The 25,617-nt window shown below is 54.2% G+C and carries 23 protein-coding genes and 1 pseudogene; 11 read left to right on the forward strand and 13 right to left on the reverse strand.

Annotation, left to right across the window (positions count from 1 at the left end):
• On the reverse strand, nt 1-1,305 hold the full coding sequence (locus B9K09_RS12840) for an ATP-binding protein (RefSeq protein ID WP_087517191.1): 1,305 nt from the start codon (nt 1,303-1,305) through the stop codon (nt 1-3).
• Nucleotides 1,306-1,563: 258 nt separating this feature from the next.
• Here B9K09_RS12840 and B9K09_RS12845 point away from each other — a divergent pair, with 258 nt between their 5' ends.
• Nucleotides 1,564-1,731, forward strand: coding sequence for a DUF2897 family protein (locus B9K09_RS12845; protein WP_087517192.1), 168 nt, complete (start codon nt 1,564-1,566; stop codon nt 1,729-1,731).
• 17 nt (nt 1,732-1,748) lie between these two features.
• Here B9K09_RS12845 and B9K09_RS12850 read toward each other — a convergent pair whose 3' ends face one another.
• Nucleotides 1,749-2,531 carry an ABC transporter substrate-binding protein gene (locus tag B9K09_RS12850; protein ID WP_256574316.1) on the reverse strand — a complete coding sequence of 261 codons (783 nt, stop codon included), beginning with the start codon at nt 2,529-2,531 and terminating at the stop codon, nt 1,749-1,751.
• 422 nt (nt 2,532-2,953) lie between these two features.
• Nucleotides 2,954-3,574 carry a TetR/AcrR family transcriptional regulator gene (locus B9K09_RS12855; RefSeq protein ID WP_087517193.1) on the reverse strand — a complete coding sequence of 207 codons (621 nt, stop codon included), beginning with the start codon at nt 3,572-3,574 and terminating at the stop codon, nt 2,954-2,956.
• Nucleotides 3,575-3,800: 226 nt separating this feature from the next.
• On the opposite strand from B9K09_RS12855, the gene B9K09_RS12860 reads away from it, so the two are divergent.
• From B9K09_RS12860 to B9K09_RS12895, 9 genes and pseudogenes are all read left to right on the forward strand, one after another.
• The gene (locus tag B9K09_RS12860) at nt 3,801-5,585 is read left to right on the forward strand and encodes an acyclic terpene utilization AtuA family protein (protein ID WP_087517194.1); all 1,785 of its coding nucleotides are present in this window, start codon (nt 3,801-3,803) and stop codon (nt 5,583-5,585) included.
• A 90-nt stretch (nt 5,586-5,675) separates the two neighbouring features.
• On the forward strand, nt 5,676-6,548 hold the full coding sequence (locus tag B9K09_RS12865; protein WP_087517195.1) for an SDR family oxidoreductase: 873 nt from the start codon (nt 5,676-5,678) through the stop codon (nt 6,546-6,548).
• A gap of 3 nt (nt 6,549-6,551) precedes the next feature.
• On the forward strand, nt 6,552-8,168 hold the full coding sequence (gene atuC / locus B9K09_RS12870) for a geranyl-CoA carboxylase subunit beta (protein ID WP_087517196.1): 1,617 nt from the start codon (nt 6,552-6,554) through the stop codon (nt 8,166-8,168).
• Between the two features lie 43 nt (nt 8,169-8,211).
• Nucleotides 8,212-9,372: a citronellyl-CoA dehydrogenase gene (gene atuD / locus B9K09_RS12875; protein ID WP_087517197.1), complete on the forward strand. Its 1,161-nt coding sequence runs from the start codon at nt 8,212-8,214 to the stop codon at nt 9,370-9,372.
• Between the two features lie 28 nt (nt 9,373-9,400).
• On the forward strand, nt 9,401-10,195 hold the full coding sequence (locus tag B9K09_RS12880; RefSeq protein WP_087517198.1) for an enoyl-CoA hydratase/isomerase family protein: 795 nt from the start codon (nt 9,401-9,403) through the stop codon (nt 10,193-10,195).
• Nucleotides 10,196-10,238: 43 nt separating this feature from the next.
• Nucleotides 10,239-11,805 (forward strand): annotated as a pseudogene (locus tag B9K09_RS12885) (acetyl/propionyl/methylcrotonyl-CoA carboxylase subunit alpha); the annotation flags it as partial.
• 218 nt (nt 11,806-12,023) lie between these two features.
• Entirely contained in the window at nt 12,024-12,242 is a 219-nt protein-coding gene (locus B9K09_RS22960; RefSeq protein ID WP_371917461.1) for a biotin/lipoyl-containing protein, read from the forward strand.
• A gap of 14 nt (nt 12,243-12,256) precedes the next feature.
• Entirely contained in the window at nt 12,257-13,081 is an 825-nt protein-coding gene (locus B9K09_RS12890) for an NAD(P)-dependent oxidoreductase (RefSeq protein WP_087517200.1), read from the forward strand.
• A gap of 136 nt (nt 13,082-13,217) precedes the next feature.
• Nucleotides 13,218-15,044: a long-chain-acyl-CoA synthetase gene (locus B9K09_RS12895; RefSeq protein ID WP_087517201.1), complete on the forward strand. Its 1,827-nt coding sequence runs from the start codon at nt 13,218-13,220 to the stop codon at nt 15,042-15,044.
• A 36-nt stretch (nt 15,045-15,080) separates the two neighbouring features.
• On the opposite strand, the gene B9K09_RS12900 is transcribed toward B9K09_RS12895, so the two are convergent.
• The 8 genes from B9K09_RS12900 to B9K09_RS12935 all read right to left on the reverse strand — a co-directional run bounded on the left by B9K09_RS12900 (nt 15,081) and on the right by B9K09_RS12935 (nt 22,567).
• A complete protein-coding gene (locus tag B9K09_RS12900) occupies nt 15,081-15,698 on the reverse strand; it encodes a hypothetical protein (protein ID WP_087517202.1) in 618 nt (205 codons plus the stop codon).
• Nucleotides 15,699-15,813: 115 nt separating this feature from the next.
• The gene (locus B9K09_RS12905) at nt 15,814-16,413 is read right to left on the reverse strand and encodes a hypothetical protein (protein WP_087517203.1); all 600 of its coding nucleotides are present in this window, start codon (nt 16,411-16,413) and stop codon (nt 15,814-15,816) included.
• A complete protein-coding gene (locus tag B9K09_RS12910; RefSeq protein WP_087517204.1) occupies nt 16,410-17,003 on the reverse strand; it encodes an RNA polymerase sigma factor in 594 nt (197 codons plus the stop codon). Before B9K09_RS12910 ends, B9K09_RS12905 begins: the two co-directional genes overlap by 4 nt.
• Before the next feature lie 2 nt (nt 17,004-17,005).
• Nucleotides 17,006-18,766: a VWA domain-containing protein gene (locus tag B9K09_RS12915; protein ID WP_087517205.1), complete on the reverse strand. Its 1,761-nt coding sequence runs from the start codon at nt 18,764-18,766 to the stop codon at nt 17,006-17,008.
• Between the two features lie 73 nt (nt 18,767-18,839).
• Nucleotides 18,840-20,285 carry a PLP-dependent aminotransferase family protein gene (locus tag B9K09_RS12920; RefSeq protein WP_087517206.1) on the reverse strand — a complete coding sequence of 482 codons (1,446 nt, stop codon included), beginning with the start codon at nt 20,283-20,285 and terminating at the stop codon, nt 18,840-18,842.
• Nucleotides 20,286-20,570: 285 nt separating this feature from the next.
• Nucleotides 20,571-21,383: an OmpA family protein gene (locus B9K09_RS12925; protein WP_087517207.1), complete on the reverse strand. Its 813-nt coding sequence runs from the start codon at nt 21,381-21,383 to the stop codon at nt 20,571-20,573.
• On the reverse strand, nt 21,380-21,733 hold the full coding sequence (locus B9K09_RS12930) for a DUF4398 domain-containing protein (protein WP_087517208.1): 354 nt from the start codon (nt 21,731-21,733) through the stop codon (nt 21,380-21,382). Before B9K09_RS12930 ends, B9K09_RS12925 begins: the two co-directional genes overlap by 4 nt.
• A 9-nt stretch (nt 21,734-21,742) precedes the next feature.
• Nucleotides 21,743-22,567, reverse strand: coding sequence for an ABC transporter substrate-binding protein (locus tag B9K09_RS12935; protein ID WP_087517209.1), 825 nt, complete (start codon nt 22,565-22,567; stop codon nt 21,743-21,745).
• Between the two features lie 111 nt (nt 22,568-22,678).
• Here B9K09_RS12935 and B9K09_RS12940 point away from each other — a divergent pair, with 111 nt between their 5' ends.
• Entirely contained in the window at nt 22,679-23,629 is a 951-nt protein-coding gene (locus tag B9K09_RS12940; protein ID WP_087517210.1) for an alpha/beta fold hydrolase, read from the forward strand.
• A 64-nt stretch (nt 23,630-23,693) separates the two neighbouring features.
• Here B9K09_RS12940 and B9K09_RS12945 read toward each other — a convergent pair whose 3' ends face one another.
• Both B9K09_RS12945 and B9K09_RS12950 read right to left on the reverse strand, forming a co-directional pair.
• A complete protein-coding gene (locus B9K09_RS12945; protein WP_087517211.1) occupies nt 23,694-24,623 on the reverse strand; it encodes an electron transfer flavoprotein subunit alpha/FixB family protein in 930 nt (309 codons plus the stop codon).
• Nucleotides 24,624-25,373, reverse strand: coding sequence for an electron transfer flavoprotein subunit beta/FixA family protein (locus B9K09_RS12950; protein ID WP_087517212.1), 750 nt, complete (start codon nt 25,371-25,373; stop codon nt 24,624-24,626). It abuts the gene before it with no gap.
• Nucleotides 25,374-25,617 lie beyond the last annotated feature (244 nt).

Genomic DNA, 25,617 nt, shown 5'->3' on the forward strand with positions numbered 1-25,617 from the left:
TCAGGCGCTCCGTTGAAGTTGGGCCGCCTGGGGTCGCGGCAAGCGAATCAAAAAGCGCGTACCGCGCCCTGGCTCTGAGGCCACACGGATCAAACCACCGTGGTCTTGGACGATCTTGTAGCAGATAGACAATCCCAGCCCCGTGCCTTGGCCCACCGGTTTGGTGGTAAAGAATGGGTCGAATATTCGCGCAATAACTTGCGCCTCCATGCCTTTGCCGTTGTCCTGCAAGGAAATAAACACCGCGCCCTCATCAGCCCAACTTTTAATGACAACCTGGCCAAAGCCTTCAATTGCTTGTGCCGCGTTATTCAACAAGTTGAGTAGCACCTGGTTGATTTGCGAGGGCGCACAGGGAATAAGCGGCAGCTCGCCGAGTTGCAGGCTGATCTCGACTTTATCCTTGGTGTTGTTGCGCGCAATCAACAAGGCGCTGCGAATACAATCGTTGATATCGACATCTTCACTCATCGCCCGGTCGAGCCGGGCAAAATCCTTGAGGCCAACCACCAGCTCGGCGATTTGCTCCAAGCCATACAAAGTATCGGTAAACAGTTGCTGCATATCAGCGCTGAGCAATTCTGGCGCCGCGGCCTCACGGGCAGAAGCAGCAGCTGTAAACGCGCTTGCAAGCTGTTCCTCGGTGGTCTCAGGATCAGCCATGCAGTCGGCCAGATCCGCTTGCGACTGGGCCAACTCAAACAATGGAGCAGCCAGTTCATGCATCAACTGCACATTGTTCTTCACATAGCCCAGCGGCGTATTCAGCTCATGAGCGACACCCGCCACCATTTGCCCGAGCGAAGCCATTTTCTCCGACTGGATCAGCTGCGCCTGCGACTCCTTGAGGTCGTAAAGCGCCTTACGCAGCACAGTGTTACGCTGGGCAATACGCGACTCCATGGCCTTGAGCAAATCGAGCACAGTGCCCAGCCCTTGATACTTGCCTGCCTCATCAACCAACACGAAGTCTTCGGTAATTGGGTATTGCAATTGCCCGGTAATCTGCTTGGCCGCATCTTCCAGGCTGGTCGCGATACAGACTACCAACGGTTGCGCATTCATCACCTCGGCAACCGGGTGACGGCCGCGCAAGTCACGGCCAAAGCGCTGCATGAAGATATCTTGCAACGTCGTGCGGCTGACCAAGCCCAATGGTTTGCCAGCACTATCGACTATCGGCAGGGATAAAAATGCTTTGTGCGCTGGGGTTAATAACCGGTCGGCAACATCAGCGATACTCATGTCCGGCGCGAGTGGATCAACGGGTTTGAGCAACTGCGTTAACGCGCTGGCGTTGGGCATCAGGCAATTCCTGGCGGGATAAGGCCTGTCATTTAAACAGCGTCAAGTTGCCATCATGTGACACCGGTCTCAGCCCGACAGACTGCAATGCCCTTGTCATCACTCGGTCAGAACCGTACATCAGCGCATGCAGGCAGCCGTATGATTCAAAAGCATTTACCGCTAACGCTGCCAAGCCAATGCTTAAACAGCACACCGAATGACAGTCCGCACATCGCAGAGTAAGCTAGCTGTTCACCCCCCGATTGGGAGCCGAGCATGCCTTGGTATATCTGGTTGTTGATTATCGTCGTCTTAGGTTCAATCGTTGGTGGTTTGATGACGTTGCGAGGTACTGCAAAACCGCTGAACCTGACCGACGAGCAACTTAAGCGCATCCACAAACGCAATGTTGAACAGGATGCTAAAGACGCGCAGGACTCTTAATTCCCTGCATGTTCGACCTACTCAGCTTCGCTCTGAGTAGGTTGCACAACTGTTGTTTCTAGACCCGCCACTGGCCGCACCTTGATCTCATAGGGTGCAAAAATCCTTTCCAACTGCCCAGACTGGCGCAGCCCCTCAAGCAACTGATGGAAGCGCTGCGCAGTGATCGGAGAGTCTGGCCGTAAAATTGCGTGGTGCTTGTAGATCTGATCGAGCCTCTGAGAAACCAAAAGACTGCTCACATGCTTTGGATGCGCCTCTAGGAAAGTCTTCAGATACGAGCGCGTGACCAAGGCAATATCAGCACGTCTATGCACCACCATCAGGATGTTACCGTCAAGCGAACGACTAACGACGGCATTATGGTTTTTGGCGAGGTAGCTCGGGTCAGTATTAAAGTCAGCAATCGCATAGTGATAGCCACTAAGCAACACCAATCGCTTGCCTAAGATCTTGTTGAAATACGCTTCGTTTCGCCCCGCGGCTCTACGCGAGACAAACACCTCAGCATCTTCAAGCCCCATATCGACAAACTGGTAGGGGCCACCTTGCCAACCCCAGTTGGGGTTCTCGAACAGGCTCACATCGACGCGACCACTGCTTAAGTCGGCGTAACGACGCGGCAAAGAGGTTGGGACAATAACGAAGTCGAACTCTGACTGCTGGCTATTCAATGCAGCAATTAACTCGGGCATTAACCCCCGCGTCGTCACTTCACTTGCACCGAATGCATAAGGCGGAAAATATACGCCACTGACATTAACGATCTGCTTCGCCAACAGCGGTGTCGAGAAGAACATCAACACCGTTAATAAGTGCTTGAACATAGGCCGGCCTTGTACCTGAACATCCATATTGGCAAAAAGCCATTAACACAGACTCTATCTTAGTTACTGAAGCGAAAAAATGGATCAAAATGACCGCTCAGCTGAAACTAACGGACTTCTGCTGCGCCTTGTCCGCTCCCACCAGCTTGGAGTCTCTGAAAATGTAGCGAGCGACGGGAGTACAAGGCGCAACGACCAACGGGAGTAACAGCCGAAAGCTGGCCCGTAGGGCGAGCGCAGCGAGTCAAAAAATGCGAAAAGCGACCGGGGTCGCGCTCGACTTTACGTGTTTGTAAATGAGCATTTGATTCGCATTGCTCACCCCTTCGAGGCCGCAGCAGGGGCTGCCCCAGTAATATCTAGCGCAGTAGTTTTCAGAGGCTCGCTTGATCCAATCAATCCTTCAATACAAGCGATAAAGCCTCTTCAGCCAGTTGATCAAGCCCCATAGGCCCTTCACAACGGAACCAGGTTGTAGTCCAGCTCAACGCTCCCGTGAGGAAGCGTCGAATGATGAATGGGTCAGCTTTGAAATAACCCTCGGCTTTAGCCTGCGACAAAACCTCCAGCCAAATCTGCTCGTAGGTTTCACGCAAGGCCAGAATGTGCGCACGGCCTTCGTCAGACAACGATCGCCACTCATAAACCAGCACCGCCATCGCCTCGCCCGTGCCACCCATGATCGATTGCAACTCACAACGAATCAACGCCAGAACCTGCTCACGCAGGGTGGTTGCCTCACTGAGTGCGGCTTGCATCAATGCGGTGTTATAGCGAACCGTCTCTTCCATCACCGAGCGCAGAATTTCATCTTTGCTTTTGAAGTGATGAAAGATACTGCCTGACTGAATGCCAACTGCGCTGGCCAGATCACGTACCGTCGTGCGCTCAAAACCTTTACTGCGAAACAAGTGAGCAGCCATCTGCAGTAATTTGCCGCGGGCGCTGTCAGGGTCAGTGACCAAACCACTGGCAACTAGATTCTGCATGACTGCCTGGGCCTTCAAATCATCCAAACTGTTACTCCCTGAAATATCTGCCAGTTACGTGCCTGTTGCCACGCTTGATTATCAAAGTTCGACAAGTGCTTGTTGGTATTAACTAAACCTATGCCTACACGGTAAACCAAGCAAGCGCTTGGCACTACTTCCGGATAGAAATTTAGAGGCAAGGGCTTTTCAACCAAGCGCTTGCTTGGTAGTGTTGATTCCATCTTATCAGCTTGTTGCGGGCCCTACTCTAATGACTAAAACCGTACGCATTGGCTGCGCCAGCGCATTCTGGGGCGACACCTCTACTGCTGCAGCCCAACTGGTCAATGGCACGCAACTCGACTACCTGGTGTTTGACTATCTCGCTGAAATCACCATGTCGATCATGGCTGGCGCGAAAATGAAGCAGCCAGATGCAGGCTATGCCACTGACTTCGTCGAGACGCTGCAACCACTGCTGAATAAAATCGCAACAGACAAGATTCGGGTTATTAGTAACGCAGGCGGGGTTAATCCTCAGGCTTGCGCGCTAGCACTTGCGACGGCCTGCGAAAAAGCCGGGGTTGAGTTGAAAATTGCCGTGGTGCATGGCGATAACCTACAAAGCAAAGCCGCAGAGTTTGCCAAAGCAGGCACAGTTGAAATGTTCAGTGGCGCAGCGATGCCGCCCTTCTGCGTGTCAGTCAACGCCTACCTGGGTGCCCCGGCGATTGTGGCGGCCCTTGAACTCGGCGCTGACATCGTAATTACCGGACGTGTCGTCGACAGCGCAGTCGTCAGCAGTGCTTTAGTGCATGAGTTTGGCTGGTCGTGGAGTGACTATGACAAGCTCGCCCAAGCGGCTCTGGCTGGGCACATCATTGAGTGCGGCGCGCAATGCACGGGAGGAAACTTCACCGACTGGCAAGAGGTTCCGGACTACGAGCACATCGGCTTTCCGGTGGTTGAGGTTAGCGCTGACTCAAGCTTTATCGTCAGCAAACCCGAGGGTAGCGGTGGTTTGGTGAGCACGCTGACGGTTGGCGAACAAATGCTTTACGAAATTGGCGACCCCCACGCCTACCTGCTGCCGGATGTGATCTGTGATTTCAGTCAAGTCGAGCTACAGCAATCTGGGCAGAACCGTGTCGCAGTCAAAGGCGCAAAGGGTATGCCGCCAACTGACCGTTATAAAGTCAGTGCAACTTACCCTGATGGCTTTCGCTGCTCCGCCAGTTGCTTGATCAGTGGTATCGATGCCGTAAAAAAAGCGCAGCGGGTCAGCCAGGCGATTATCGCCAAGACCGAGGAAATATTCGCTGAACGAGGTTGGGGCAATTATCGCGAAGTTAATATTGAACTGCTCGGCAGCGAGGCAACCTACGGCCCCCATGGGCAGCGCCAGGACACCCGCGAAGTAGTGATCAAACTTGCGGTGCGCCACGCCAAGAAAGAAGCCTTGATTGTGTTCTCACGTGAGATTGCCCAGGCCGCAACGGGCATGGCTCCGGGCCTGACGGGCATTGTCGGCGGGCGGCCAACAGTGTATCCGGTCATCCGCCTGTTCTCTTTCCTGGTCGACAAAGCCGTTTGTGAGCTTGAAGTAGACATTAATGGCCAGCGCAGCAGCGTCGCCCTTCCCGCTCTTGAGAGCAGCCAGCAACAGGCTGCGGCGATTGATCCACCGACACCATCCAGTAAAGCAGAGACGTCAGTCGCGCTGGTCAAGCTGGCGGTTGCGCGTTCGGGCGACAAAGGCAATCACAGCAATATTGGCGTGATGGCCAGAAAGCCCGAATACATGGCGTGGATCGCGGCTGCATTGACCGAGGCTGCCGTGGCTGAATGGATGGCGCATGTACTTCAGCCAGCGCAGAGCAAGGTCAGTCGCTGGTATTTACCCGGCACCCATAGCTTGAATTTTCTACTGGAGAACGCCTTGGGCGGCGGTGGTGTTGCCAGCCTGCGTATTGATCCACAAGGAAAAGCCTTCGCCCAACAACTGTTGGAGTTTCCGGTGCCCGTGCCAAACGCGCTGGCGAGCGCTCTCGTTTGATCAATGAACTGCCGGCCAGGCGCAGCGTAATCCGTCAATTAATGCTCAAGAGCCTCTGCTGAATTTGCCCTCTACAAGTTGAGAATAACAATGAGCTATAACTCGATTTTTCATCCCGACCTGTTTGCCGGCCAAACCATCATGGTCACCGGCGGCGGCAGCGGTATTGGCCGCTGCACAGCCCATGAACTCGCAGCACTTGGCGCCCACGTGGTGTTGGTTGGACGCAACCTTGAAAAGCTCGAAAAAACCGCTGCGGAAATCAGTCAGGATAACGGCAGCGTCAGTTATTACAGCTGTGATATTCGCGATGAGGCTGCGGTCAAAGCGCTGGTCGAAAGCGTGATAGCCGAACGCGGACAGGTTCATCACTTGGTCAACAATGCCGGCGGCCAATACCCTGCCCCGCTCGCCTCAATCACCCTTAAAGGTTTTGAGGCGGTGGTTAAAACCAATCTGGTTGGTGGCTTTCTAGTCGCTCGTGAAGTGTTCAACCAGTCGATGAAGAATAACGGCGGCAGTATCGTCAATATGCTGGCCGATATGTGGGGTGGCATGCCCGGCATGGGCCACTCAGGCGCAGCCCGTGCAGGCATGGAAAACTTCACCAAAACCGCCGCCGTTGAATGGGGCTTCGCAGGGGTGCGGGTTAACGCAGTTGCACCCGGTTGGGTCGCCTCCAGTGGCATGGACACCTATGAAGGCGCCTTCAAGGCGATTATTCCCGTGTTGCGCGAGCATGTACCGTTAAAACGCATCGGCACTGAGTCTGAAGTTTCTGCGGCAATTGTCTTCTTACTCAGCCCGGGCGCATCGTTTATCAGCGGCACCACGGTACGTATTGATGGCGCGTCCAGCCAAGGTAGCCGCGCCTTCCCGTTAAGCAAAGCGAAAGCTGAATCGAATCAGTCGTTCAATGGGTTTCACCGTGCCTATCTGCCAGATGTGCTTAAAGGGGAATAACCAATGCCGGTGATTCATTCCGAGCTTGATGTGCATGGCAGCGAGTTTGCCGACAATCGTGAGGCGATGCTTAAAGCCATCGCGAGCTTTCGTGACGCTGAACAAAAGGTGCTGGATAAAGCCGCAGAGGCCAAAGCCAAGTTCGACAAGCGCGGCCAACTCTTACCCCGCGAACGTTTGGGCCTGCTACTCGATCCCGGCGCGCCGTTTCTGGAGTTATCGTCACTGGCTGGCTACAAACTGCACGATGACAAAAACGGCACCCAAGCCGGTGGCGGCATCATCTCGGGCATCGGCTACATCGCGGGTGTGCGCTGCCTGATCACCGCAAGCAACAGTGCTATCAAAGGCGGCACAATCTCGCCGACCGGCCTGAAGAAAACCCTGCGCTTGCAGCAGATAGCCGTCGAAAACAAATTGCCGGTAGTTGCTCTCACCGAAAGCGGCGGTGCCAACCTCAATTATGCCGCCGATATTTTCATTGAAGGCGCACGCGGCTTTGCCAATCAAGCCCGCATGTCAGCCATGGGTTTGCCACAAATCACCGTGGTGCATGGTTCGAGCACCGCAGGTGGCGCTTACCAACCCGGGCTTTCCGATTATGTGGTGGTCGTGCGCGGCAAGGCCAAGATGTTTCTCGCCGGGCCACCCCTGCTAAAAGCGGCGACCGGTGAAGTTGCAACGGATGAAGAACTTGGCGGTGCCGAAATGCACGCCCAGATAGCAGGCACGGCGGAGTACCTGGCGGAAAATGACGCCGACGCCGTGCGCATTGCGCGGGAGATTGTCAGCGTACTGCCGTGGAACGCACAGTTGCCTGCTCGCCCAGCGCAAAATTATCGCCAGCCGCTGCATGACGCTGAAGAGTTGCTCGGTGTCGTCCCGGCAGACCCGAAAAAGCCATATGACGTACGTGAGATTATTGCCCGGATTGCCGACGGCTCGGAATTTCTCGACTTTAAAAACGAGTACGACCAACAAACGGTGTGCGGCCACTTGAGCATTGAAGGTCAGCGCTGCGGACTGATCGGCAACAATGGCCCCATCACCCCGCAAGGTGCGGCCAAGGCTGCGCAATTCATTCAGCTCTGCGAACAGAGCAATACGCCGATTTTGTTTTTCCACAACACCACAGGCTTTATGGTCGGCACCGAATCAGAACAGTTGGGCGTGATCAAACACGGCTCGAAAATGATTCAAGCAGTGGCCAATGCCACAGTGGCCAAACTGACCATCGTGGTCGGCGGTTCATACGGTGCAGGTAACTATGCAATGTGCGGACGCGGGCTTGATCCACGCTTCATCTTTGCCTGGCCCAACAGCAAAACTGCAGTCATGGGCGGCGCGCAGGCTGGCAAGGTGCTGCGCATCGTTACTGAAGCCAAACACGCCAAAGAAGGCATCGATGCCGACCCGAAAATGCTCGATATGCTTGAGCAGGTCACCGCGCAGAAACTCGACAGCCAATCGACCGCACTTTATGGCACTGCGAGCCTATGGGATGACGGCCTGATCGACCCGCGCGATACCCGCAAGCTACTTGGCTATCTGCTGGATATCTGCGCTGAAGCGGCCATTCGCCCCCTTAAGACAAACCGTTTTGGCGTGGCGCGCTTTTAGCCCCGCCCCCGTTTTAAACCATTTTGCGCTGGAGAATAACAAGATGATCTTCACTCAAGAACACCAAGAGCTGCGCCGTACGGTCAAGAACTTCGTTGATAAAGAAATCAACCCCTATGTTGATCAGTGGGAAAAGGACGGCCGTTTCCCGATCCACGAAGTGTTCAAGAAAGCCGGTGGTCTTGGCCTGCTGGGCATCTCCAAACCAGAGAAATTTGGCGGCATGGGCCTCGATTACAGCTACTCGATCGTTGCAGCCGAGGAGTTCGGCACGATCCATTGCGGTGGCGTGCCTATGTCACTGGGTGTGCAAACCGACATGTGTACACCGGCCTTGGCCCGCTTCGGTTCCGATGAACTGCGTGATGAGTTTCTGCGCCCTGCAATCAGTGGCGAAATGGTAGGTTGCATTGGAGTTTCCGAAGTGGGCGCAGGCTCGGACGTGGCAGGCTTGAAAACCACCGCCCGTAAAGATGCTGATGACTACATCATCGACGGCAGCAAAATGTGGATCACCAACTCGCCCAGCGCAGATTTCATCTGCTTGCTGGCGAACACCTCGGATGGCAAACCACACGTCAACAAGTCGCTGATCATGGTACCGATGAACACACCGGGCATCACCGTCAGCCCTCACCTCGACAAACTGGGAATGCGCAGCTCTGAAACGGCGCAGGTGTTCTTCGATAATGTACGCGTGCCGCAGCGCTATCGTATCGGTCAGGAAGGCGCTGGTTTCATGATGCAGATGCTGCAGTTTCAGGAGGAGCGTTTATTCGGTGCGGCCAACATGATCAAAGGCCTGGAGCATTGCGTCGACGCCACTATCGAATACTGCAAAGAGCGCAAAACCTTCGGCAACGCACTGATCGACAATCAGGTCATTCACTTCCGCATGGCGGAGTTGGCCTGCGAAATCGAAGCCCTGCGCGCGCTGGTTTACCAAGCAACCGAAATGTATATCGCAGGTAAAGATGTCACCAAGCTGGCCTCAATGGCCAAGCTGAAAGCCGGTCGCCTGGGCCGCGAAGTCAGTGACAGCTGCCTGCAGTATTGGGGCGGCATGGGTTTTATGTGGGACAACCCGGTGTCACGCGCCTACCGTGATGTGCGCCTGGTTTCGATTGGCGGCGGCGCCGATGAAATCATGCTCGGCATTATCTGCAAGCTGATGGGAATTCTACCGGGTAAAAAGAAAGCCTGACCCAAGCCCGCATGCCAGAGAGAAACTCATGCAATTGCCTGACCTGAAAACACTGCTTATAAACCTCGAACAGGGCGTGCTGACGGTGACGCTCAGCCGACCAGAGTCGCGCAACGCCATGAGCCTGAACATGGTTGAGGAGTTGACTCAAGTGTTCAACCAGCTCTCTCAGGAGCCCGCTGTTCGAGTCATTATTTTGCGCGGTGCTGGCGGCCACTTTTGTGCAGGTGGCGACATCAAAGACATGGCCAGCGCGCGGGCCGTCGGTGCCGATGCCTACCGTGATCTGAACCGTGCATTTGGCACCATGCTTGAGCACGCGCAGCAGTTACCGCAAGTGGTTATTGCGGTGCTGGAAGGCGCAGTCTTGGGCGGTGGTTTTGGTCTGGCCTGCATCTCCGATATCGCCATCGCTGCGGACGATGCCAAGTTTGGCTTACCCGAAACCACGCTGGGCATCTTGCCTGCACAAATCGCCCCATTCGTGGCTAAACGCATAGGCCTGACCCAAGCCCGGCGCCTCGCTCTGACCGCCGCACGCTTCAACGGTCAAGAGGCCGCACGCCTGGGTGTGGTGCACTTCAGTGAGGCCAGCGCCGATGCAGTCGAGCAGCGCCTCGACGAATGCCTGCAACAAATAAAACGTTGTGCGCCACAAGCCAATGCAGCAACCAAAGCCCTGCTTCTCAACACTGAACTGCAGCCGCTTGGACAATTACTGGATGACGCCGCACAAGCGTTTGCTGATGCAGTGGTTGGCGCTGAAGGGGTCGAGGGCACGATGGCGTTCGTACAAAAACGCACACCGGGCTGGGCAGTATGAGCCTCAATAATCATCACTCAGTGACCCGGCAGGAGTAGCCGTCATGCCCGCCTTCAACAAGATACTGATCGCCAATCGTGGCGAAATTGCCTGCCGTATCATGCATACAGCGCAAGCGCTCGGCTACCGCACTGTTGCGGTGTTCAGTGAGGCAGATGCTCAAGCTCGTCACGTGCAAATGGCAGATGAAGCCGTGTGTATTGGTCCGGCACAAGTCAATCTGTCGTATCTGCAGATCGACAATATCATCGCCGCCGCGCAGAAAACTGCTGCCGATGCGATTCACCCCGGATACGGTTTTCTCTCCGAAAACGCCGATTTTGCTCGCGCCTGCCAAGCTGCCGGAATCACTTTTATTGGCCCAAGCATTGAAGCGATTCACCTGATGGGCAGCAAGCGCCTGTCGAAAATCGCCATGCTTGAGGCGGGTGTGCCTTGCATTCCCGGCTATGAAGGCGCAGCGCAAGATGAAGCAACGCTGAACGAGCACGCGCAGCGCATCGGTTACCCACTAATGATTAAAGCCAGCGCAGGCGGTGGCGGTCGAGGCATGCGCTTAGTCCACGCGCATGCTGACCTTGGCGAACAATTGAATACCGCCCGCTCTGAAGCACTCAACGCTTTTGGTTCAGGTGAGTTGATTCTGGAGCGCGCCGTAATAAAGCCTCGTCACGTTGAAATCCAGGTGTTCGGCGACCAGCATGGCAATATGGTTTATCTCGGTGAACGCGACTGCTCAGTGCAACGGCGCCACCAGAAAGTCGTTGAGGAAGCGCCCTGCCCGGTCATGACAGAAACTCTGCGCCAAGCCATGGGCGAAGCCGCGGTTAAAGCGGCTGCATCGGTTAATTATGTTGGCGCTGGCACCGTAGAATTCCTGCTCGATGAAAGCGGCGATTTCTACTTTCTGGAGATGAACACGCGCTTGCAGGTTGAGCATCCGGTTACCGAACTGGTCACCGGGCAGGATTTGGTCGCATGGCAAATCAGCGTGGCTCAGGGTGAGCCCTTACCGCTCAAACAGGAGCAGATACGCCTCACTGGCCATGCCATGGAAGTTCGTTTGTACGCAGAAGATCCGGCCAACGGTTTTCTACCGCAAACGGGCACAGTATTGCGTTGGCGACCTGCTCTGCGGGACGGAATACGCATTGATCATGGTTTGCTAGACGGTCAACCCGTCAGCCCCTTCTATGACCCCATGCTGGCGAAGATCATCGCCTACGGCGCTACTCGCGACGAAGCCCGGCGTAAGCTCGCACGCGCAGTTGAAGACAGCATATTGCTGGGTGTCAAAACCAATCAACGCTTTCTCGCCAACCTGCTCAGACATCCCCAGTTTGCCGCGGGGAATGCAACCACAGCGTTTATCACCGAGCACTTTAACGATGACCCGAGCCTGGCAACCGCTGCAACTTCCGAAAAAGAACTCGCGCTGGCTGCAGCACTGTTTTACCAGGCTTCCGCGATGGCTCGCGCTCACCAAACTGAGCTAAGCGGTTGGAGCAACGCGGTCAGCCCAGCACTGAACTACCAGCTAGAACTGGCTGAAGGCTCTGTTCATGCAAACCTAAAAATCATCCAAGCAGGTGCGCAGCCGCGGCTACAGATCGCTATAGCTGAGAAAACCTTCGAGTTGCTCTTGCTCAACGCAGACGGACAATATTGCAGCGTTGAGATCGACGGTGTGCGCCAAGGCTACGCCTATCAATTGACCGGCACGAGTCTGCACCTGTTCGGGCACAGCGGCTCAATTGCCATCCACGACGCTACGCATAAAGCCGTTGACAGTGCTGAAGCCGCCGGCAACGGCTCAGTCAAAGCACCAATGGACGGTGCAATTGTCGACGTGCGGGTTGAGCAAGGCAGTCACGTCACTAAAGGTCAGTTACTCGTGGTACTTGAGGCGATGAAGATGGAACACCCGCTAAAAGCCAGTATTGATGGCGTGGTCAAACGCGTACAGGTAAGCCAAGGTGAGCAGGTGAAAAACCGCCAACTGCTGATCGAAATTCAAGCGCATGACGCCGATGTGTTGGCGAACTAAACCGGAGAACAACGATGTCATTGTCAGGTAAAACCTTATTTATCACGGGCGCCAGCCGTGGCATCGGTCGCGAAATTGCGCTACGGGCGGCCAGCGAAGGCGCCAACATTGTGATTGCAGCCAAGAGCGCTGAACCACACGCCAAACTGCCGGGCACTATTCACTCAGTCGCCGAAGAAGTTTCAGCTGCTGGCGGTAAGGCACTGGCACTTCAAGTTGATGTACGCGATGAAGAAGCAGTCAAACACGCCATGGAGCAAGCCGCCACACACTTTGGCGTTATTGATGTACTGATCAATAACGCCGGAGCGATCAAGCTACTTGGGGTTGAACATCTGCCGCCCAAACGCTTCGATCTGATGTACCAGATCAATACCCGAGCGGTCATGGTGTGTAGCCAGGCGGCTCTGCCCTACCTGAAAAAAAGCAGCAATGGCCACATCCTTAACTTGTCGCCGCCATTGAACCTTGACAGCAAATGGTTTGCTCAGCACGGCCCATACACTGTGACCAAGTACGGTATGAGTATGCTGACTTTGGGCATGAGTGAGGAATTCAAAAAATACTCAATTAGCGTCAACTCTTTGTGGCCACAAACGATGATCGCAACTGCAGCGATTGAGTTTGAATTAGGCAGCCGCGATGTATTCAAACGCGCCCGCACTCCATTGATCATGGCCGACGCCGCATGCGCGATTATCCGCAGCGATAAGCGCAGTATTAGCGGGCGTTTATTGATCGATGAAGAGATTCTTCGCGAACAAGGACAAACTGAGTTCGAGCACTACCGTTACGATAAGCAAGGTGGTTCGTTGATCGCCGACTTGTTTCTCGATTAACCGCACGCCTCCCAGCAAGCAAAAAACCAGTACCCTGCAATTTGCCAATCTGCCCGACTATTTCGCCTTAGGGCCATAGTCGGCTCAGGTTGCCCACGCCTAGAGTGGCTATCTGCCAAGCCACAAGTGCGAGCCAATGAGTAATTCAGATTTAATAACCCCGTTGCATTTCCTCCGTCGCCTGCCTCAACAATTGCCGGACCTGCCGCGTAGGCTGTTAGGACTTTATTACACGCGCATAAGCAACCGTGAAAAAAAGCTTTCGCTGGCTTGGGCATTGCAATGCACAGTCGACAAATACCCGCAGCGCCCAGCCCTGATCGATGAGCAACGCTCAGTCACCTACGCCGAGCTTAATGCGTGGGCGAACCGCATCGCGGCAACCTTAAAAACCGAGGGCGTACGCAGTGGTTCGGTGATCGTGGTGATGCTCGAAAATCGGATTGAGCTGCTGGCAATTCTCGCCGCGATTAGCAAGTTGGGCGCAGCCTCAGCGCTGATCAATACCACCCAACGCGGCAAGGTATTGGCGCACAGCCTGAATCTGGTCAAACCCGGTTTTATGGTGATCGGCGAAGAGTTGATACCTAGCATCGATGATGTGGAGTCACTCTTGGAGTACCCCTCCATCCCTCGCTACTGGATTGCAGACCAGGACTGTCTACAGGACACCGGCGTTGCTCCGCACGGCTGGCTCAATCTATTAGAACAAGCGCATGGCCAGCCGGGTATTAATCCTGTTGAAAGTTATCAGGTGCAGATGAAAGACCCGTGCTTTCTGATCTATACCTCCGGCACAACAGGTATGCCCAAAGCCTCGATTTTAAGTCATGGCAAGTGGATCAAAGCATACGGCGGCTTTGGTCACTCGGGCCTGACCCTCAACTGCAATGACGTCCTGTATCTGACGCTACCCTGCTATCACAACAACGCCGTGACCGTTTGTTGGAGCGCAGCTATTGCAGGCGGCGCGGCGATTGCGCTTCGCCGACGGTTCTCAGCCAGCGCGTTCTGGACTGACGTACAGCGCTATCAGGCAACATGCTTCGGCTATATCGGTGAACTATGCCGTTATTTGCTCAACCAACCTGAGTGCTCGAACGAGAAGAACAATAGCTTGCGCTGCATGATCGGCAACGGTTTACGGCCCGCTATTTGGCAGACCTTTAAAGATCGCTTCGGGATTGAGCAAGTCACCGAGTTCTATGCCTCAAGTGAGGGCAACATTGGTTTTACCAATGTCTTCAACTTTGACAATACCGTGGGGTTTTCACCGGCCACGTTCGCCATCGTCAAATACGACTTGGAGAACGACACAGTCGTGCGCAACGCCAAGGGCTTTCTGCAAAAAACCAAGAAAAACGTACCCGGCCTGTTAATCAGCGAGATCACAGATAAGTGGCCATTTGACGGCTATACCGATACTGATAAAAGTGAAAAGGTTATTTTGCGCGATGTGTTCAAAAAGGGGGATGCCTGGTTCAACAGCGGTGACTTGATGCGCGACATCGGCTGTAAGCATGCCCAGTTTGTCGACCGTCTCGGCGATACCTTTCGCTGGAAAGGTGAAAACGTTTCAACCACCGAAGTTGAAAGCTCGCTGAGTGCTTATCCCGGCGTTGAGGATGCGGTGGTCTACGGAGTCGAAATTCCTGGCACCAATGGCCGGTGCGGCATGGCCGCGTTGCGTTTCAATCCTGAGTCGAGTTTTGACGGCGTTGAACTGGCTAAATTCCTGGATGCCGAGCTTCCGAGCTACGCTGTACCGGTGTTCATTCGCGTGCTTGATCAGGTCGAAACAACAGGTACTTTCAAATACAAGAAAACCGATCTCAAGACAGCTGGCTACGACCCAGAGCGAGTCAAAGACGCGCTGTTTATCCGCTTGCCCGGCAGCAAGAGCTTTACCTCCCTCACCGCAGAGTTGTATCAAGCAATCGTTGCCGAGCAATACCGTTTCTAAAGACGCCCGTAAAGACGCCTGAAAAATAGCGCCGCGTTACTGCTTGAATTTGAACTGCAATTGCGCGCCGTCGATAGAATCGCCTGAGCCCTTTTCATGGGTTTCATCCATGATCAATTTACCACTCAATTCGAATGGTTCTGGCTGAGTACCCTCGGGTGCAAACATGGGTGGTAACGCTCGCTCAGCGTTGTACTCATTGGTATCCGCATCATTAAGCTCCTTGACCAGATCTTTGGGTAAACTCAGATCAAGCTCGACCTTTGGCAGCTTGGCCACAGGCTTAGGAGCAGGTGCTTTCTTGACCGGTTGCTCAACGGCAGGTTCAGGCTCAAGTTCGGGCTCAAAGTCAGTTTCAAGCTTGGGTGTTGGTTCCAGGTCTAAATTAAGATCCAGCTTGACCGCGCTCTTTGCCGCATCAGCTTTATCGACTTGTTCAGGTTTTGCATCAGTTTCAGCCACATCTTTAGTTTGACCACCACTTGGACCGGCTTTGGCTGCCTCATCCACTTCTACAGGCGGTGCAACAGCTTGGTCTTGCTTAATGGCTGAAGTCTCGCTGTTTGCGGGTAATTTGGCAGGCTCTTGATCAGGGCCACACGCGCTGAGCACTGCCAGCAAGACAGAGACACAGATATAACGCATCAGATTCATGATTGTTCTACACAACAATTAAACTCGTGCAGAAAAACATCTCTGCACCCCCCCTGCATCATCCTTAAACTGGCAGGCACAGCTATTACGGCGACCCTTAGGCTGTTCGCCCCCACTATTTATCCTGTGCGCTCAGTTCTTGCAACTCTTGTTCGATGTTGAGCGTCGGATATTGCCCCTGCAGTGCTGTGATTAGAGCCTGCGCTTGCGATGTCTGGCCATTTTTACGCAATTGCAATATCTGTTGCAGTTGGACTTGCATATCATCGCTATCAACAACTGGCGGTGAGGGCAAAACAGATTCAGCCATGGCCTCATCGGCCGCCGAGTTTTCTTGCATCAGTTTGCGCTGCATCGGCGCACTCTTTGCACGTGCTTGCGGTTCGACTGTTAGCGCTGGAGCGGGCGATGAGTAACTCTGCATAGCTGGAGCCGCCGCTGGCAGCGGGTTGTCATACTCAGGTTGATAACTATTGAACACTAAGCCCACCGCAAGGCCCACAACTGCGAGACTGCCTAACGCGGCCGACCAACGCCCGTTGGCCCCGGCAAATAGCCAGCTATGTAAACGCTTCCATACCGAAGGAGGTTGCGTCTTGCGCAATTGAGCATTAGCGGCCGCCAAAATGCTTGCATCTAGCGCAGCTGAAGGCTCTTGCTGTTGATTCTGGCGGTAATGCTCAAGTAATTGTGGATCGTCATGTGGCGTATTCATACAGAGACCTCTTCGGTGGCTGAATCAGACAGCAACCGACGTAACTTTTGCATCGCGTAGCGTAAGCGACTTTTGACCGTTTCAGCCGGGGTACGCGTCAGCTCTGCTATTTCGTGCAGTTCCAGTTCACCCTGCGCACGTAGCATGAACACCTCGCGTTGCTCTGCTGGCAAATCATCCAGAGCCAATTGCAGGCGCTGCTGGTCCTGGCTCAAACTGATTTGCTGCTCAGGTCCAGGTTGCGAGTCTTCCTGTGCATGCTGTTGTTCATCATACTCGTCGAGCAACGCATCGCGCTTGCCATGCTTGCGCCAGTAATCGATCAGCCGGTTACGGGCGATTTGGTACAACCAGGTTTTAAATAAAACCGCCTCGCGCTGCTCCGATTGGCTGCGCACTATACTTAGCCAGGTTTCCTGAAAAATCTCCTCGGCCAAGGTCGAGTCACCGCATAAACCGCACAGAAAACGAAACAAGCCGAGGCGATGGCGCTGGTAAAGCTGCGCAAAGGCCTCGGCATCACCTTGTCGATAACGCCGCAGCAAGCTGGCGTCATCGACTTCCTTGGATTCAGAAACAGCTAATTTCACGCTCACTCAACTCGATTAATGGCCACGTCAGGGGTTGAAGTTTGCAAGCTCTGCGCTAATTCCACCAGCTGAATAAATTCAGCGCGCAAACCAGAACGATCATCACCTTTGGCCGCACGCGCCAGTTCAGCACTGTCTTTCAGGGTAAATTGCTGGGTGTATTGACCGCCCTGCAATTGTTGGGCAAAGGCTGCGACCGCTGCCGCAAAGCGCAAATCCTCAGAGGCTTTGGTTATCGATACCACCCGATCTGGCTTGGCGATCGGCACTTCGAGTAAACGACTAGTTGTTTGCTCAGGTGCCTTGTAGCGCAGGCGTAGCATGGCTAGTTCATCGTTCACTGGCTGTTTGTCTGGCTGAGCGGTCGCTGCTTGATAGCGCAGAGGCTCTAACCAGCCACGCTTGCCACGCGGAACAATCTCATACAATGCAGTCACACTATGGCCCGCTCCGATCTCACCGGCATCAACCTTATCGTTGCTAAAATCCTCACGCTGCAATGCGCGATTTTCATAGCCCAGCAAGCGGTATTCGCTGACTTGCGCAGGATTGAACTCTACTTGGATTTTTACATCTTTGGCGACCACCGCAAGGGTTGAACTGAGCTGATCTACCAATACTTTTCGCGCCTCGCGCATATTATCGATATAGGCATAGTTGCCGTCACCGGCATCAGCCAATTGCTCCATCAAACGCTCGTTGTAATTACCAGTTCCAAAGCCCAGAGTTGTCAGTGATATACCGCTTTTGCGCTTACTGGCCGCAAGACGCTTTAGCGCATCGAAGTCGCTGATCCCGACATTGAAATCGCCATCGGTCGCCAACAAAATGCGGTTGATGCCCTGTTTGATAAAGCCCTTCTGCGCTTGCTGGTACGCCAGCTCAATCCCAGATTCACCCGCGGTTGAGCCTCCCGCCTGGAGCTTGTCGATAGCGGCACGAATGGTGGATTTATCGCTGCCGGAAGTCGGTGCCAGCACGACACTTGAACTGCCGGCATAGACCACCAGTGAAACGCGATCTTGCGGTCGTAACTGCTCAACCAAGAGCTTCAGCGTGCTCTGCACCAACGGTAGGCCTTCGCGCCGGGCCATCGAGCCGGAGACATCAACTAGGAACACCAAATTAGCAGGTGCCAACTCGGCCACTGAACGGTCCTTAGCCTTGATCGCCACACGCAGCAACAAACTCTGCGAATTCCATGGCGTTTGTGCCACCTCAGTGCTCAGCGCGAACGGTGCATCTTTATGTCTGTCAGGGTATGTGTAAGAGAAGTAATTAACCATCTCTTCCAAGCGCACCGCATCGGCCTGCGGCAACTGACCTTGATTAAGCAGTCGGCGCACGTTTGCGTAACCTCCCGTATCAACATCAATACTGAAGGTCGACACGGGCGCCTGTGCAACGGCGAACACCGGATTTTTCGGATAATGCTGGTACTGCTCACGGTCATGTTCCGCATAAGCGGTGGCTCTGGCATCAACCGGCGCTGGCAATATATAAGGCTGGTTGTTCGCTAACGGCTCAACTGAAAGCCGCTGTCTTGCTGCGTACTCAGAAACCTGCATAAGCTCATCGCTGGCCTGTTTATGCAGGGCTGGGGCAGATGCCGGGTTTACCTGTTCACGGACAACATACGCAGTGTTGCTTGAGGCCGACTTTGTAGACTCGGGCGTCTCGTAGCTGCAACCGGTCAATGCAATGAGCAGCGAGCCGGTGAAACCATAAACCAGTGATTGGGGGCAACGAATTGGAGCGAGCATGGCTGCGTTTCCTTGAATTAAAGTCCTTTCACTCAAGTAGACGCAACCGATTAACCGTCGGGGTTAACAGCCATCAATTTATTTGCTCTGGCTGAACCTCTTGACACAGTTGCGTGGCAAGCATGCCCAAGGTCATCACCGCGCGCTCGGCCTCACGATTCCATGGCACACCGCAGTTAATCCGCACGCAATGGTTAAACTGCTCAGTGTTACTGAAGATCAGTCCCGGTGCGATACTGATACCTTGCTGCAAGGCTCGGGTGTGCAAATCTTTGGTGTTAACCCGCGCCGGCAAACTCACCCATAGAATGAAGCCACCCTTGGGGCGGGTCATTTGCGTGCCCTCAGGGAAATACTGCTGCACCGCCAGTTGGAAGGCGCTGAGATTCTTGCGATATTCCTGACGGATATAACGCAAGTGTCGGTCATAGCCACCATTCTCCAAATAAGCAGCCACCGTCATCTGCGTAACGCTGCACGCCGAGTGGGTTGAGAATGTCTGTAACCGCTGAATTTCATCCTGATATTTACCGGCAATAATCCAGCCGATACGAACACCAGGCGACAAGGTTTTCGAGAAGCTTGAGCAGTACACCACCCGCCCTTCACGATCATTCGACTTCAAGGCTTTAGTCGGGCCCTGCTCGAACATCAACTCGCCATAGATATCGTCCTCGACAATCTGGATATCAAAGTTCTCGGCAAGCCTGAGCAACTGCTTCTGCCGGTCCTCAGGAATAGTCCCGCCCAGCGGGTTACTCAAGCGCGGAGTCAGCACCATCGCTTTGATTGGCCACTGGCTAGCAGCCAACTGTAGCGCTTCAAGGCTTATACCAGTGGTTGGATCACTGGGAATTTCGATCACTTTCAAACCGAGCAAATCAGCCAGTTGCAGCAAGCCGTAATAGGTCGGCGACTCTGTGGCGATCAGGTCACCGGGCTTAGTCAGCACGCGCAGTGACATTTGCAACGCATCCACGCAGCCGTGAGTGATTACAACCTCTGATGGATCAACCACCACCCCGGCGTCACGCATACGGATCGCAACCTGGCGGCGTAGCGGCTCATAACCCGGGCTGAACATGTAGTTGAAGGCCCGCGCACTCTGAAAACGGGTGACCTTGGCCAACTGTTGATGCAGTGCCCGAGCTGGTAGATAGTCGATATTCGGGACTGCCGCGCCCAGCGGAAACACACCTTCACGGCGGGACTCATCCAGCACCTGATTGATGATGCTGCTGCGGGTCACAAGGCTTGGCCGCTCTACCCTCGCTACATCAGGTGTTGGTGCAGTCAGTGCAGGCGTTTGGTGAACGTAATAACCCGACTGCGGGCGCGCACGTATAAGCCCTTGGTCCTCAAGGTTGGCATATGCCTGTAGCACCGTGGCATGACTGACACTGAGCTGAGTGCTCATCTTACGCACCGATGGCACGCGCTCTCCAGGCTGATAAACACCCCGGCGAATATCCTCAGCTAATTGCTGGGCGATACGTTGATAGAGCAACAGATTGGTCATATGTGCGTTCTCGCTATACTGAACCGTTACAGTAATCCTAACCCTGCAAACTGCACCGGTACAGATTAACTCATAGTGGACGATACAGTTGGATTTCGCCAGCGCAGTTACAGGATAAAGTGCAAGTTATTGCCAGCACTTGGGACTAGAAGTGTTCTTTCTCGGGCTTTAACCCCGAAGAGCTGTGGTCGGGCATGCAGACCCGCAAGAGATCGGTATTCGATGAAACGAGCGCACAAAAAACCCAGCACTAGGCTGGGCTTTAACATGCACTAGGCCAGTTTTTTAGCGGCTTTCGCCCAAGCGGCCCTGTTCGTCAGAAAACACAATCTCAACCCGGCGATTCTGCGCTCGCCCCTTGACCGAGGCGTTTTCGGCAACCGGAAAACTGTCGCCCAAGCCGGTAACGCTGATGCGTTCAGCGTCGATGCCCAAGTCAGTCAGCACATCCGCTACAGCCTGCGCACGAGCGCGCGACAATTCGAGATTATGCGCGTCATCACCACTGTTGTCGGTATAACCTTCAATGCGCACAATGCGTCGTGGGTTGAGCTGTAAGAACTGCACAACCTTGAGAATTGTTCGGTTGGACGACGCTTTCAAGTCAGCATGACCGGCATCGAATAGCACATCGCCCAGAGTGATGATCAAACCGCGTTCGGTTTCTGTCGTAGCCAGGCTGATCATCTGGTCGCCGAGCAAATTACTCTGCTCGTGCAGGCTTAACATTTTCGCTTCGCGCAAGGCCAACTGTACGCGCTGACGCTCAAGCTCCAGCTTGGCTTCACGCTCCTGATTAAGCATCAGTTCGCTCTTTTGCTGAGCGATCGCACTGTAGCGCTGGCTCAGATAAGCGTAATGTTCAACATCAGCTTCGCTGCCCCAGTAATTCGACAGACGATCCGCTCGTGCCAGCGATTCACTCGCACGAATCACATCCTTTGGTGCACTGCGCAGCACGTTGGAGTTTTCTTTAACCGACTGAAAGCTCGCACGGGCGGCCTCCAATGCCTGATTGCTAGCCTGCTGCGAACTGGCGCAGCCGCTCAACACAAGTGCCAATCCTGCGCTGATGACAAGCGGGCTCAGCTGGTTCATAACTGATACCCCAGTTGCTTACGCATACTGTTAATGCGCTTATTAAGTTCCAAAAGCTGTTCTGTACTTCTTGTTGCCAATACCCGCGACTCAGCCTCGCGCGCATCTAACTCGGCCTGCTCAGCCAGAACTCGCGCCTCTTTGTACTGCTCATTCAGCAGCGCAGCCTGGGCAAGTTGTTGCTTGCTCAACGCCAATTGCATCGAGGCATCTTCAGACGTGGCGCCGACAGCGGTTGCCTGCTCGATCGCCTGTTCGGTCAAACGCATTTGCTCGGTAGGTACGGGATCGTTGGCACAGCCAGCCAACAGCAACAAAGCCAACGAGGCGGGAATGAGTCGATTAATCACTGAAATATCCTAGGGTTTAGGCGCGCTGGCAGGTTCCGACTGTTGCTGCTTCCAAAGCTGCAAGTTTTTCTCTAGCAGTGACGCAGGCAACTCGGACGCGGCTAATTCTGTCATTTTTTTGGCCAACTGTCCGCGCAACCATCCGTCATTGCAGGCTGAGTTATGCGACAGCGCCCAATACATCGGTCGGCCTTCAATCGGCGGCGACAGCGGCAACAGGTCATCCTGCAGGCCCATGGTAGCTGCACGCGCCAAGCTCGGCTCGCGCTCAGCCAACACATAGTCAACTTCACCCAGCATCAACCGCTGAAAGACCTGACTGAGGTTGGCGTCCTGCTCAATATTCAGATTGGCTTTGGCGTAGTCATTGAAGGCCGGACTCAACGCATCAGTGGCCTTAGCGCCTTTGCGATCACGCAGATCAGCCCATTCGAGATACGGGAAGCTAAGAATGTTGCGCACCCAAACCACGGTGTCGTGGCTGTACACAGAGGGATAGATATAATCCAAATCCTCGAGCGAAGCAGACTTGAGCTCAACACCCGCCAGCAGATCGACCCGCCCAGTGCGGACCTCATCTTGCGCGTTCTTCCAGGAGCGGCTGTACAAAACGTCCATGCCTACACCAAGGTCTTTAGCGACTTTGCGCAGCATATCGGCTTGAGCGCCAATCAATTGCTTAGGATTTTGCGGATCGCGCCACATGAATGGCGGGTTATTCGGGTCACCCGTCGCGACGAGACGCTCGCAAGAACCTTCGGCAAAAGTCAGGCAAGAAGCACTCAAGCAAGAGATGGCCAGTACCCAGGATTTTAGCAAGTGACGATCAAGCATTCATAACTCTCAAATTAGCCTTTGATGTTGCGCTTGCAGCACCTCAACGCCCGGATTGAACTTCGTGCTAGTTTAACGCCAGCGCAGAATAACGGGTTATAAGGACATGCAATGAAAAAAATTTTACTCGCCCTGATCCTGACCATTGCTGCAGCCGGCGCAGTGCTCTACGTATTCCCGGCGACGCTTATGGCAAGTATTCAGTTGATCGGCCAGACGGTTGCTGGCCTTTCGAGCAAGCAACTTGAAGTGGCTGATCTTAGCATTCATTACTACGAGGGCGGCCCCAAGGATGGCGAAACCATTCTCATGGTCCATGGTTTTGGTGCAGACAAAAACAACTGGCTGCAATTCGCTGATTATTTCACCAAGCGCTATCACGTAATCGCGCTCGACCTTCCCGGCTTTGGCGAAAGCAGCAAGCCGCACGCCAGCTATGACGTAGGCACCCAGGCTGAGCGCATAGCGGCGTTCACTCAAGCGCTGGGTATCAAGCGGCTGCACATTATCGGCAACTCTATGGGTGGGCATATAGCCGCACTTTATGCAGCGCGCTACCCGCAGCAAGTTGCCAGCGTCGCCTTGCTGGATAACGCAGGCATCGACGCGCCGCACAAAAGCGAGCTGTATCAGCGTATCGAGCAAGGCAAGCCCAATCCGTTGGTGGTCAATAACGCTCAGCAGTTCGATGAACTCATCAACTTTGTGTTTTATAAAGCTCCCGCGCTGCCTGAACGGCTAAAGCACTACATGGCCGAGCAAGCCATTGCCAACAGTCCGCTGAATAAACAGATATTCAGCCAATTGCGTGAGCGCTATATTCCGCTTGAGCCGGAGCTGGCGAAGATCGAAGCGCCAACCCTGCTGCTCTGGGGAGATCACGACCGCGTGCTTGATGTGTCGAGCATTAAAGTTATGCAGCCCCTGCTCAAACACCCAAGCGTGGTGGTGATGAAGGATTGCGGGCATGTGCCAATGATCGAACGTCCCGGCGAAACGGCCGAGCATTACCAGGCGTTTCTCGACAAGGTTGCCCGTACCACAGCCAACGCATCACGCTGACAGTTATTCAGGCATAAAAAAACCGCTCAATGAGCGGTTTTTTTATCAAGCGTGTAAAGCCGGATTAAACCAGTTTTTCAAGCTCAGGCACCGCTTCGAACAGGTCAGCAACCAGACCGTAGTCTGCAACCTGGAAGATTGGCGCTTCTTCGTCCTTGTTGATAGCGACGATGACTTTCGAGTCTTTCATGCCAGCCAAGTGCTGGATCGCACCACTGATACCAACCGCGATGTACAGCTGTGGCGCAACGATTTTACCGGTCTGGCCGACCTGCATATCGTTCGGCACAAAGCCTGCGTCAACTGCAGCGCGCGAAGCACCTACAGCGGCGCCAAGCTTGTCGGCTACTGCGTACAGGTGCTTGAAGTTGTCACCGTTCTGCATACCGCGACCGCCAGAAATGACGATTTTAGCAGCGGTCAGCTCAGGACGATCAGACTTCGCCAGCTCTTCGCCGACAAATGCAGATTTACCCGATTCTGCACCGGCAGATACCGCTTCAACAGCAGCAGAGCCGCCTTCAGCAGCAACAGGGTCAAAACCAGTGGCACGCACGGTGATGACTTTGACCGCAGCAGACGACTGCACGGTTGCGATAGCGTTACCGGCGTAGATCGGACGCTTGAAAGTATCCGGGCTTTCTACCGAGATAATTTCAGAAATCTGATCAACGTCCAGCTGCGCAGCAACGCGTGGCAGGAAGTTTTTACCGTTGGTGGTAGCCGCCGCCAGGATGTGGCTGTAGCCAGCGCCCAGTTCAGCGATCAGCGGAGCAACGTTTTCAGGCAGCTGGTGAGCAAAGGCTGCATTATCAGCAACCAGTACTTTAGCGACACCTGCAACTTTGGCAGCGGCTTCAGCCGCTGCGCCGCAGCCAGAGCCTGCAACCAATACGTGAATATCGCCACCGATGGCTTGCGCCGCGGCAACAGTGTTCAGCGTGGCAGCAGCCAGAGCAGCGTTAGTGTGTTCTGCAACAACTAAGATAGCCATTTAGATTACCTTCGCTTCGTTCTTCAGTTTCTCGACCAATTCAGCCACCGACTTGACCTTGATGCCAGCACTGCGAGTAGCAGGTGCTTCGACTTTCACGGTTTTGACGGTAGAAGCGGTGGAAACACCCAGTGCGTCTGGCGTGATGTTTTCCAGTGGCTTCTTCTTAGCCTTCATGATGTTCGGCAGCGACGCATAGCGAGGCTCGTTAAGGCGCAGGTCGGTGGTCACGATAGCTGGCAGATTCAGTGCAACAGTCTGCAGGCCGCCATCGATTTCACGGGTTACGTTAACCTTGTCGCCAGCAACTTCTACCTTGGAGGCGAAAGTACCTTGAGCGTAACCGGTCAGAGCACCCAGCATTTGGCCAGTCTGATTGTTATCGCTGTCGATCGCCTGCTTACCAAGGATGACCAGCTGAGGCTGCTCTTTATCGACCACTGCCTTGAGCAGCTTGGCCACAGCCAGTGAACTCAATTCTTCGCTGGATTCAACCAGGATTGCACGATCAGCACCCAGAGCCAGCGCAGTACGCAGTTGCTCTTGAGCCGTTGTCGGGCCAATAGTCACGACGACGATTTCGCTCGCCACGCCTTTTTCCTTTAGGCGTACCGCTTCTTCAACAGCGATTTCGCAGAAAGGGTTCATCGACATCTTGACGTTCGCAAGATCAACGCCGCTGTTGTCCGCTTTAACGCGAACCTTGACGTTGTAGTCGACCACTCGTTTGACAGCTACAAGAACCTTCATGGATTCCCCGTTACTCTCTGGTGAATAGGAATGTCGCCAAGATGGACCTGGCTAGTGATGCCAATCGGTGTAAACCGACCTTCAGCCCAGACGGCGAGCGCAAAACCGCCCGTATCTTGACTGCACTACCTGGCGTGGTCAATACATTGAACCGGCCAGTCATCTTTCATGTAGTACTATTCTAACAGTCCTACAGAAAATTCAAACAAACGTTTGTATTGGCCCAATCCCTTAGTGTAGATAT

Origin of the sequence: Pseudomonas sp. M30-35 (assembly GCF_002163625.1) — a bacterium.
Classification (GTDB): domain Bacteria; phylum Pseudomonadota; class Gammaproteobacteria; order Pseudomonadales; family Pseudomonadaceae; genus Aquipseudomonas.

Bases quoted from the DNA above. Each gene is read 5' to 3' on its own strand.
- B9K09_RS12925 (WP_087517207.1), bottom strand. From the start codon at position 21,383: ATGAACCAGCTGAGCCCGCTTGTCATCAGCGCAGGATTGGCACTTGTG.
- B9K09_RS12915 (WP_087517205.1), bottom strand. From the start codon at position 18,766: ATGCTCGCTCCAATTCGTTGCCCCCAATCACTGGTTTATGGTTTCACC.
- B9K09_RS12895 (WP_087517201.1), top strand. From the start codon at position 13,218: ATGAGTAATTCAGATTTAATAACCCCGTTGCATTTCCTCCGTCGCCTG.
- atuD (WP_087517197.1), top strand. From the start codon at position 8,212: ATGATCTTCACTCAAGAACACCAAGAGCTGCGCCGTACGGTCAAGAAC.
- B9K09_RS12935 (WP_087517209.1), bottom strand. From the start codon at position 22,567: ATGCTTGATCGTCACTTGCTAAAATCCTGGGTACTGGCCATCTCTTGC.
- B9K09_RS12945 (WP_087517211.1), bottom strand. From the start codon at position 24,623: ATGGCTATCTTAGTTGTTGCAGAACACACTAACGCTGCTCTGGCTGCT.
- B9K09_RS12905 (WP_087517203.1), bottom strand. From the start codon at position 16,413: ATGAATACGCCACATGACGATCCACAATTACTTGAGCATTACCGCCAG.
- B9K09_RS12900 (WP_087517202.1), bottom strand. From the start codon at position 15,698: ATGAATCTGATGCGTTATATCTGTGTCTCTGTCTTGCTGGCAGTGCTC.
- B9K09_RS12865 (WP_087517195.1), top strand. From the start codon at position 5,676: ATGAGCTATAACTCGATTTTTCATCCCGACCTGTTTGCCGGCCAAACC.
- B9K09_RS22960 (WP_371917461.1), top strand. From the start codon at position 12,024: ATGGACGGTGCAATTGTCGACGTGCGGGTTGAGCAAGGCAGTCACGTC.
- B9K09_RS12845 (WP_087517192.1), top strand. From the start codon at position 1,564: ATGCCTTGGTATATCTGGTTGTTGATTATCGTCGTCTTAGGTTCAATC.
- B9K09_RS12890 (WP_087517200.1), top strand. From the start codon at position 12,257: ATGTCATTGTCAGGTAAAACCTTATTTATCACGGGCGCCAGCCGTGGC.
- B9K09_RS12840 (WP_087517191.1), bottom strand. From the start codon at position 1,305: ATGCCCAACGCCAGCGCGTTAACGCAGTTGCTCAAACCCGTTGATCCA.
- B9K09_RS12920 (WP_087517206.1), bottom strand. From the start codon at position 20,285: ATGACCAATCTGTTGCTCTATCAACGTATCGCCCAGCAATTAGCTGAG.
- B9K09_RS12940 (WP_087517210.1), top strand. From the start codon at position 22,679: ATGAAAAAAATTTTACTCGCCCTGATCCTGACCATTGCTGCAGCCGGC.
- B9K09_RS12860 (WP_087517194.1), top strand. From the start codon at position 3,801: ATGACTAAAACCGTACGCATTGGCTGCGCCAGCGCATTCTGGGGCGAC.
- B9K09_RS12880 (WP_087517198.1), top strand. From the start codon at position 9,401: ATGCAATTGCCTGACCTGAAAACACTGCTTATAAACCTCGAACAGGGC.
- B9K09_RS12850 (WP_256574316.1), bottom strand. From the start codon at position 2,531: ATGTTCTTCTCGACACCGCTGTTGGCGAAGCAGATCGTTAATGTCAGT.
- B9K09_RS12950 (WP_087517212.1), bottom strand. From the start codon at position 25,373: ATGAAGGTTCTTGTAGCTGTCAAACGAGTGGTCGACTACAACGTCAAG.
- atuC (WP_087517196.1), top strand. From the start codon at position 6,552: ATGCCGGTGATTCATTCCGAGCTTGATGTGCATGGCAGCGAGTTTGCC.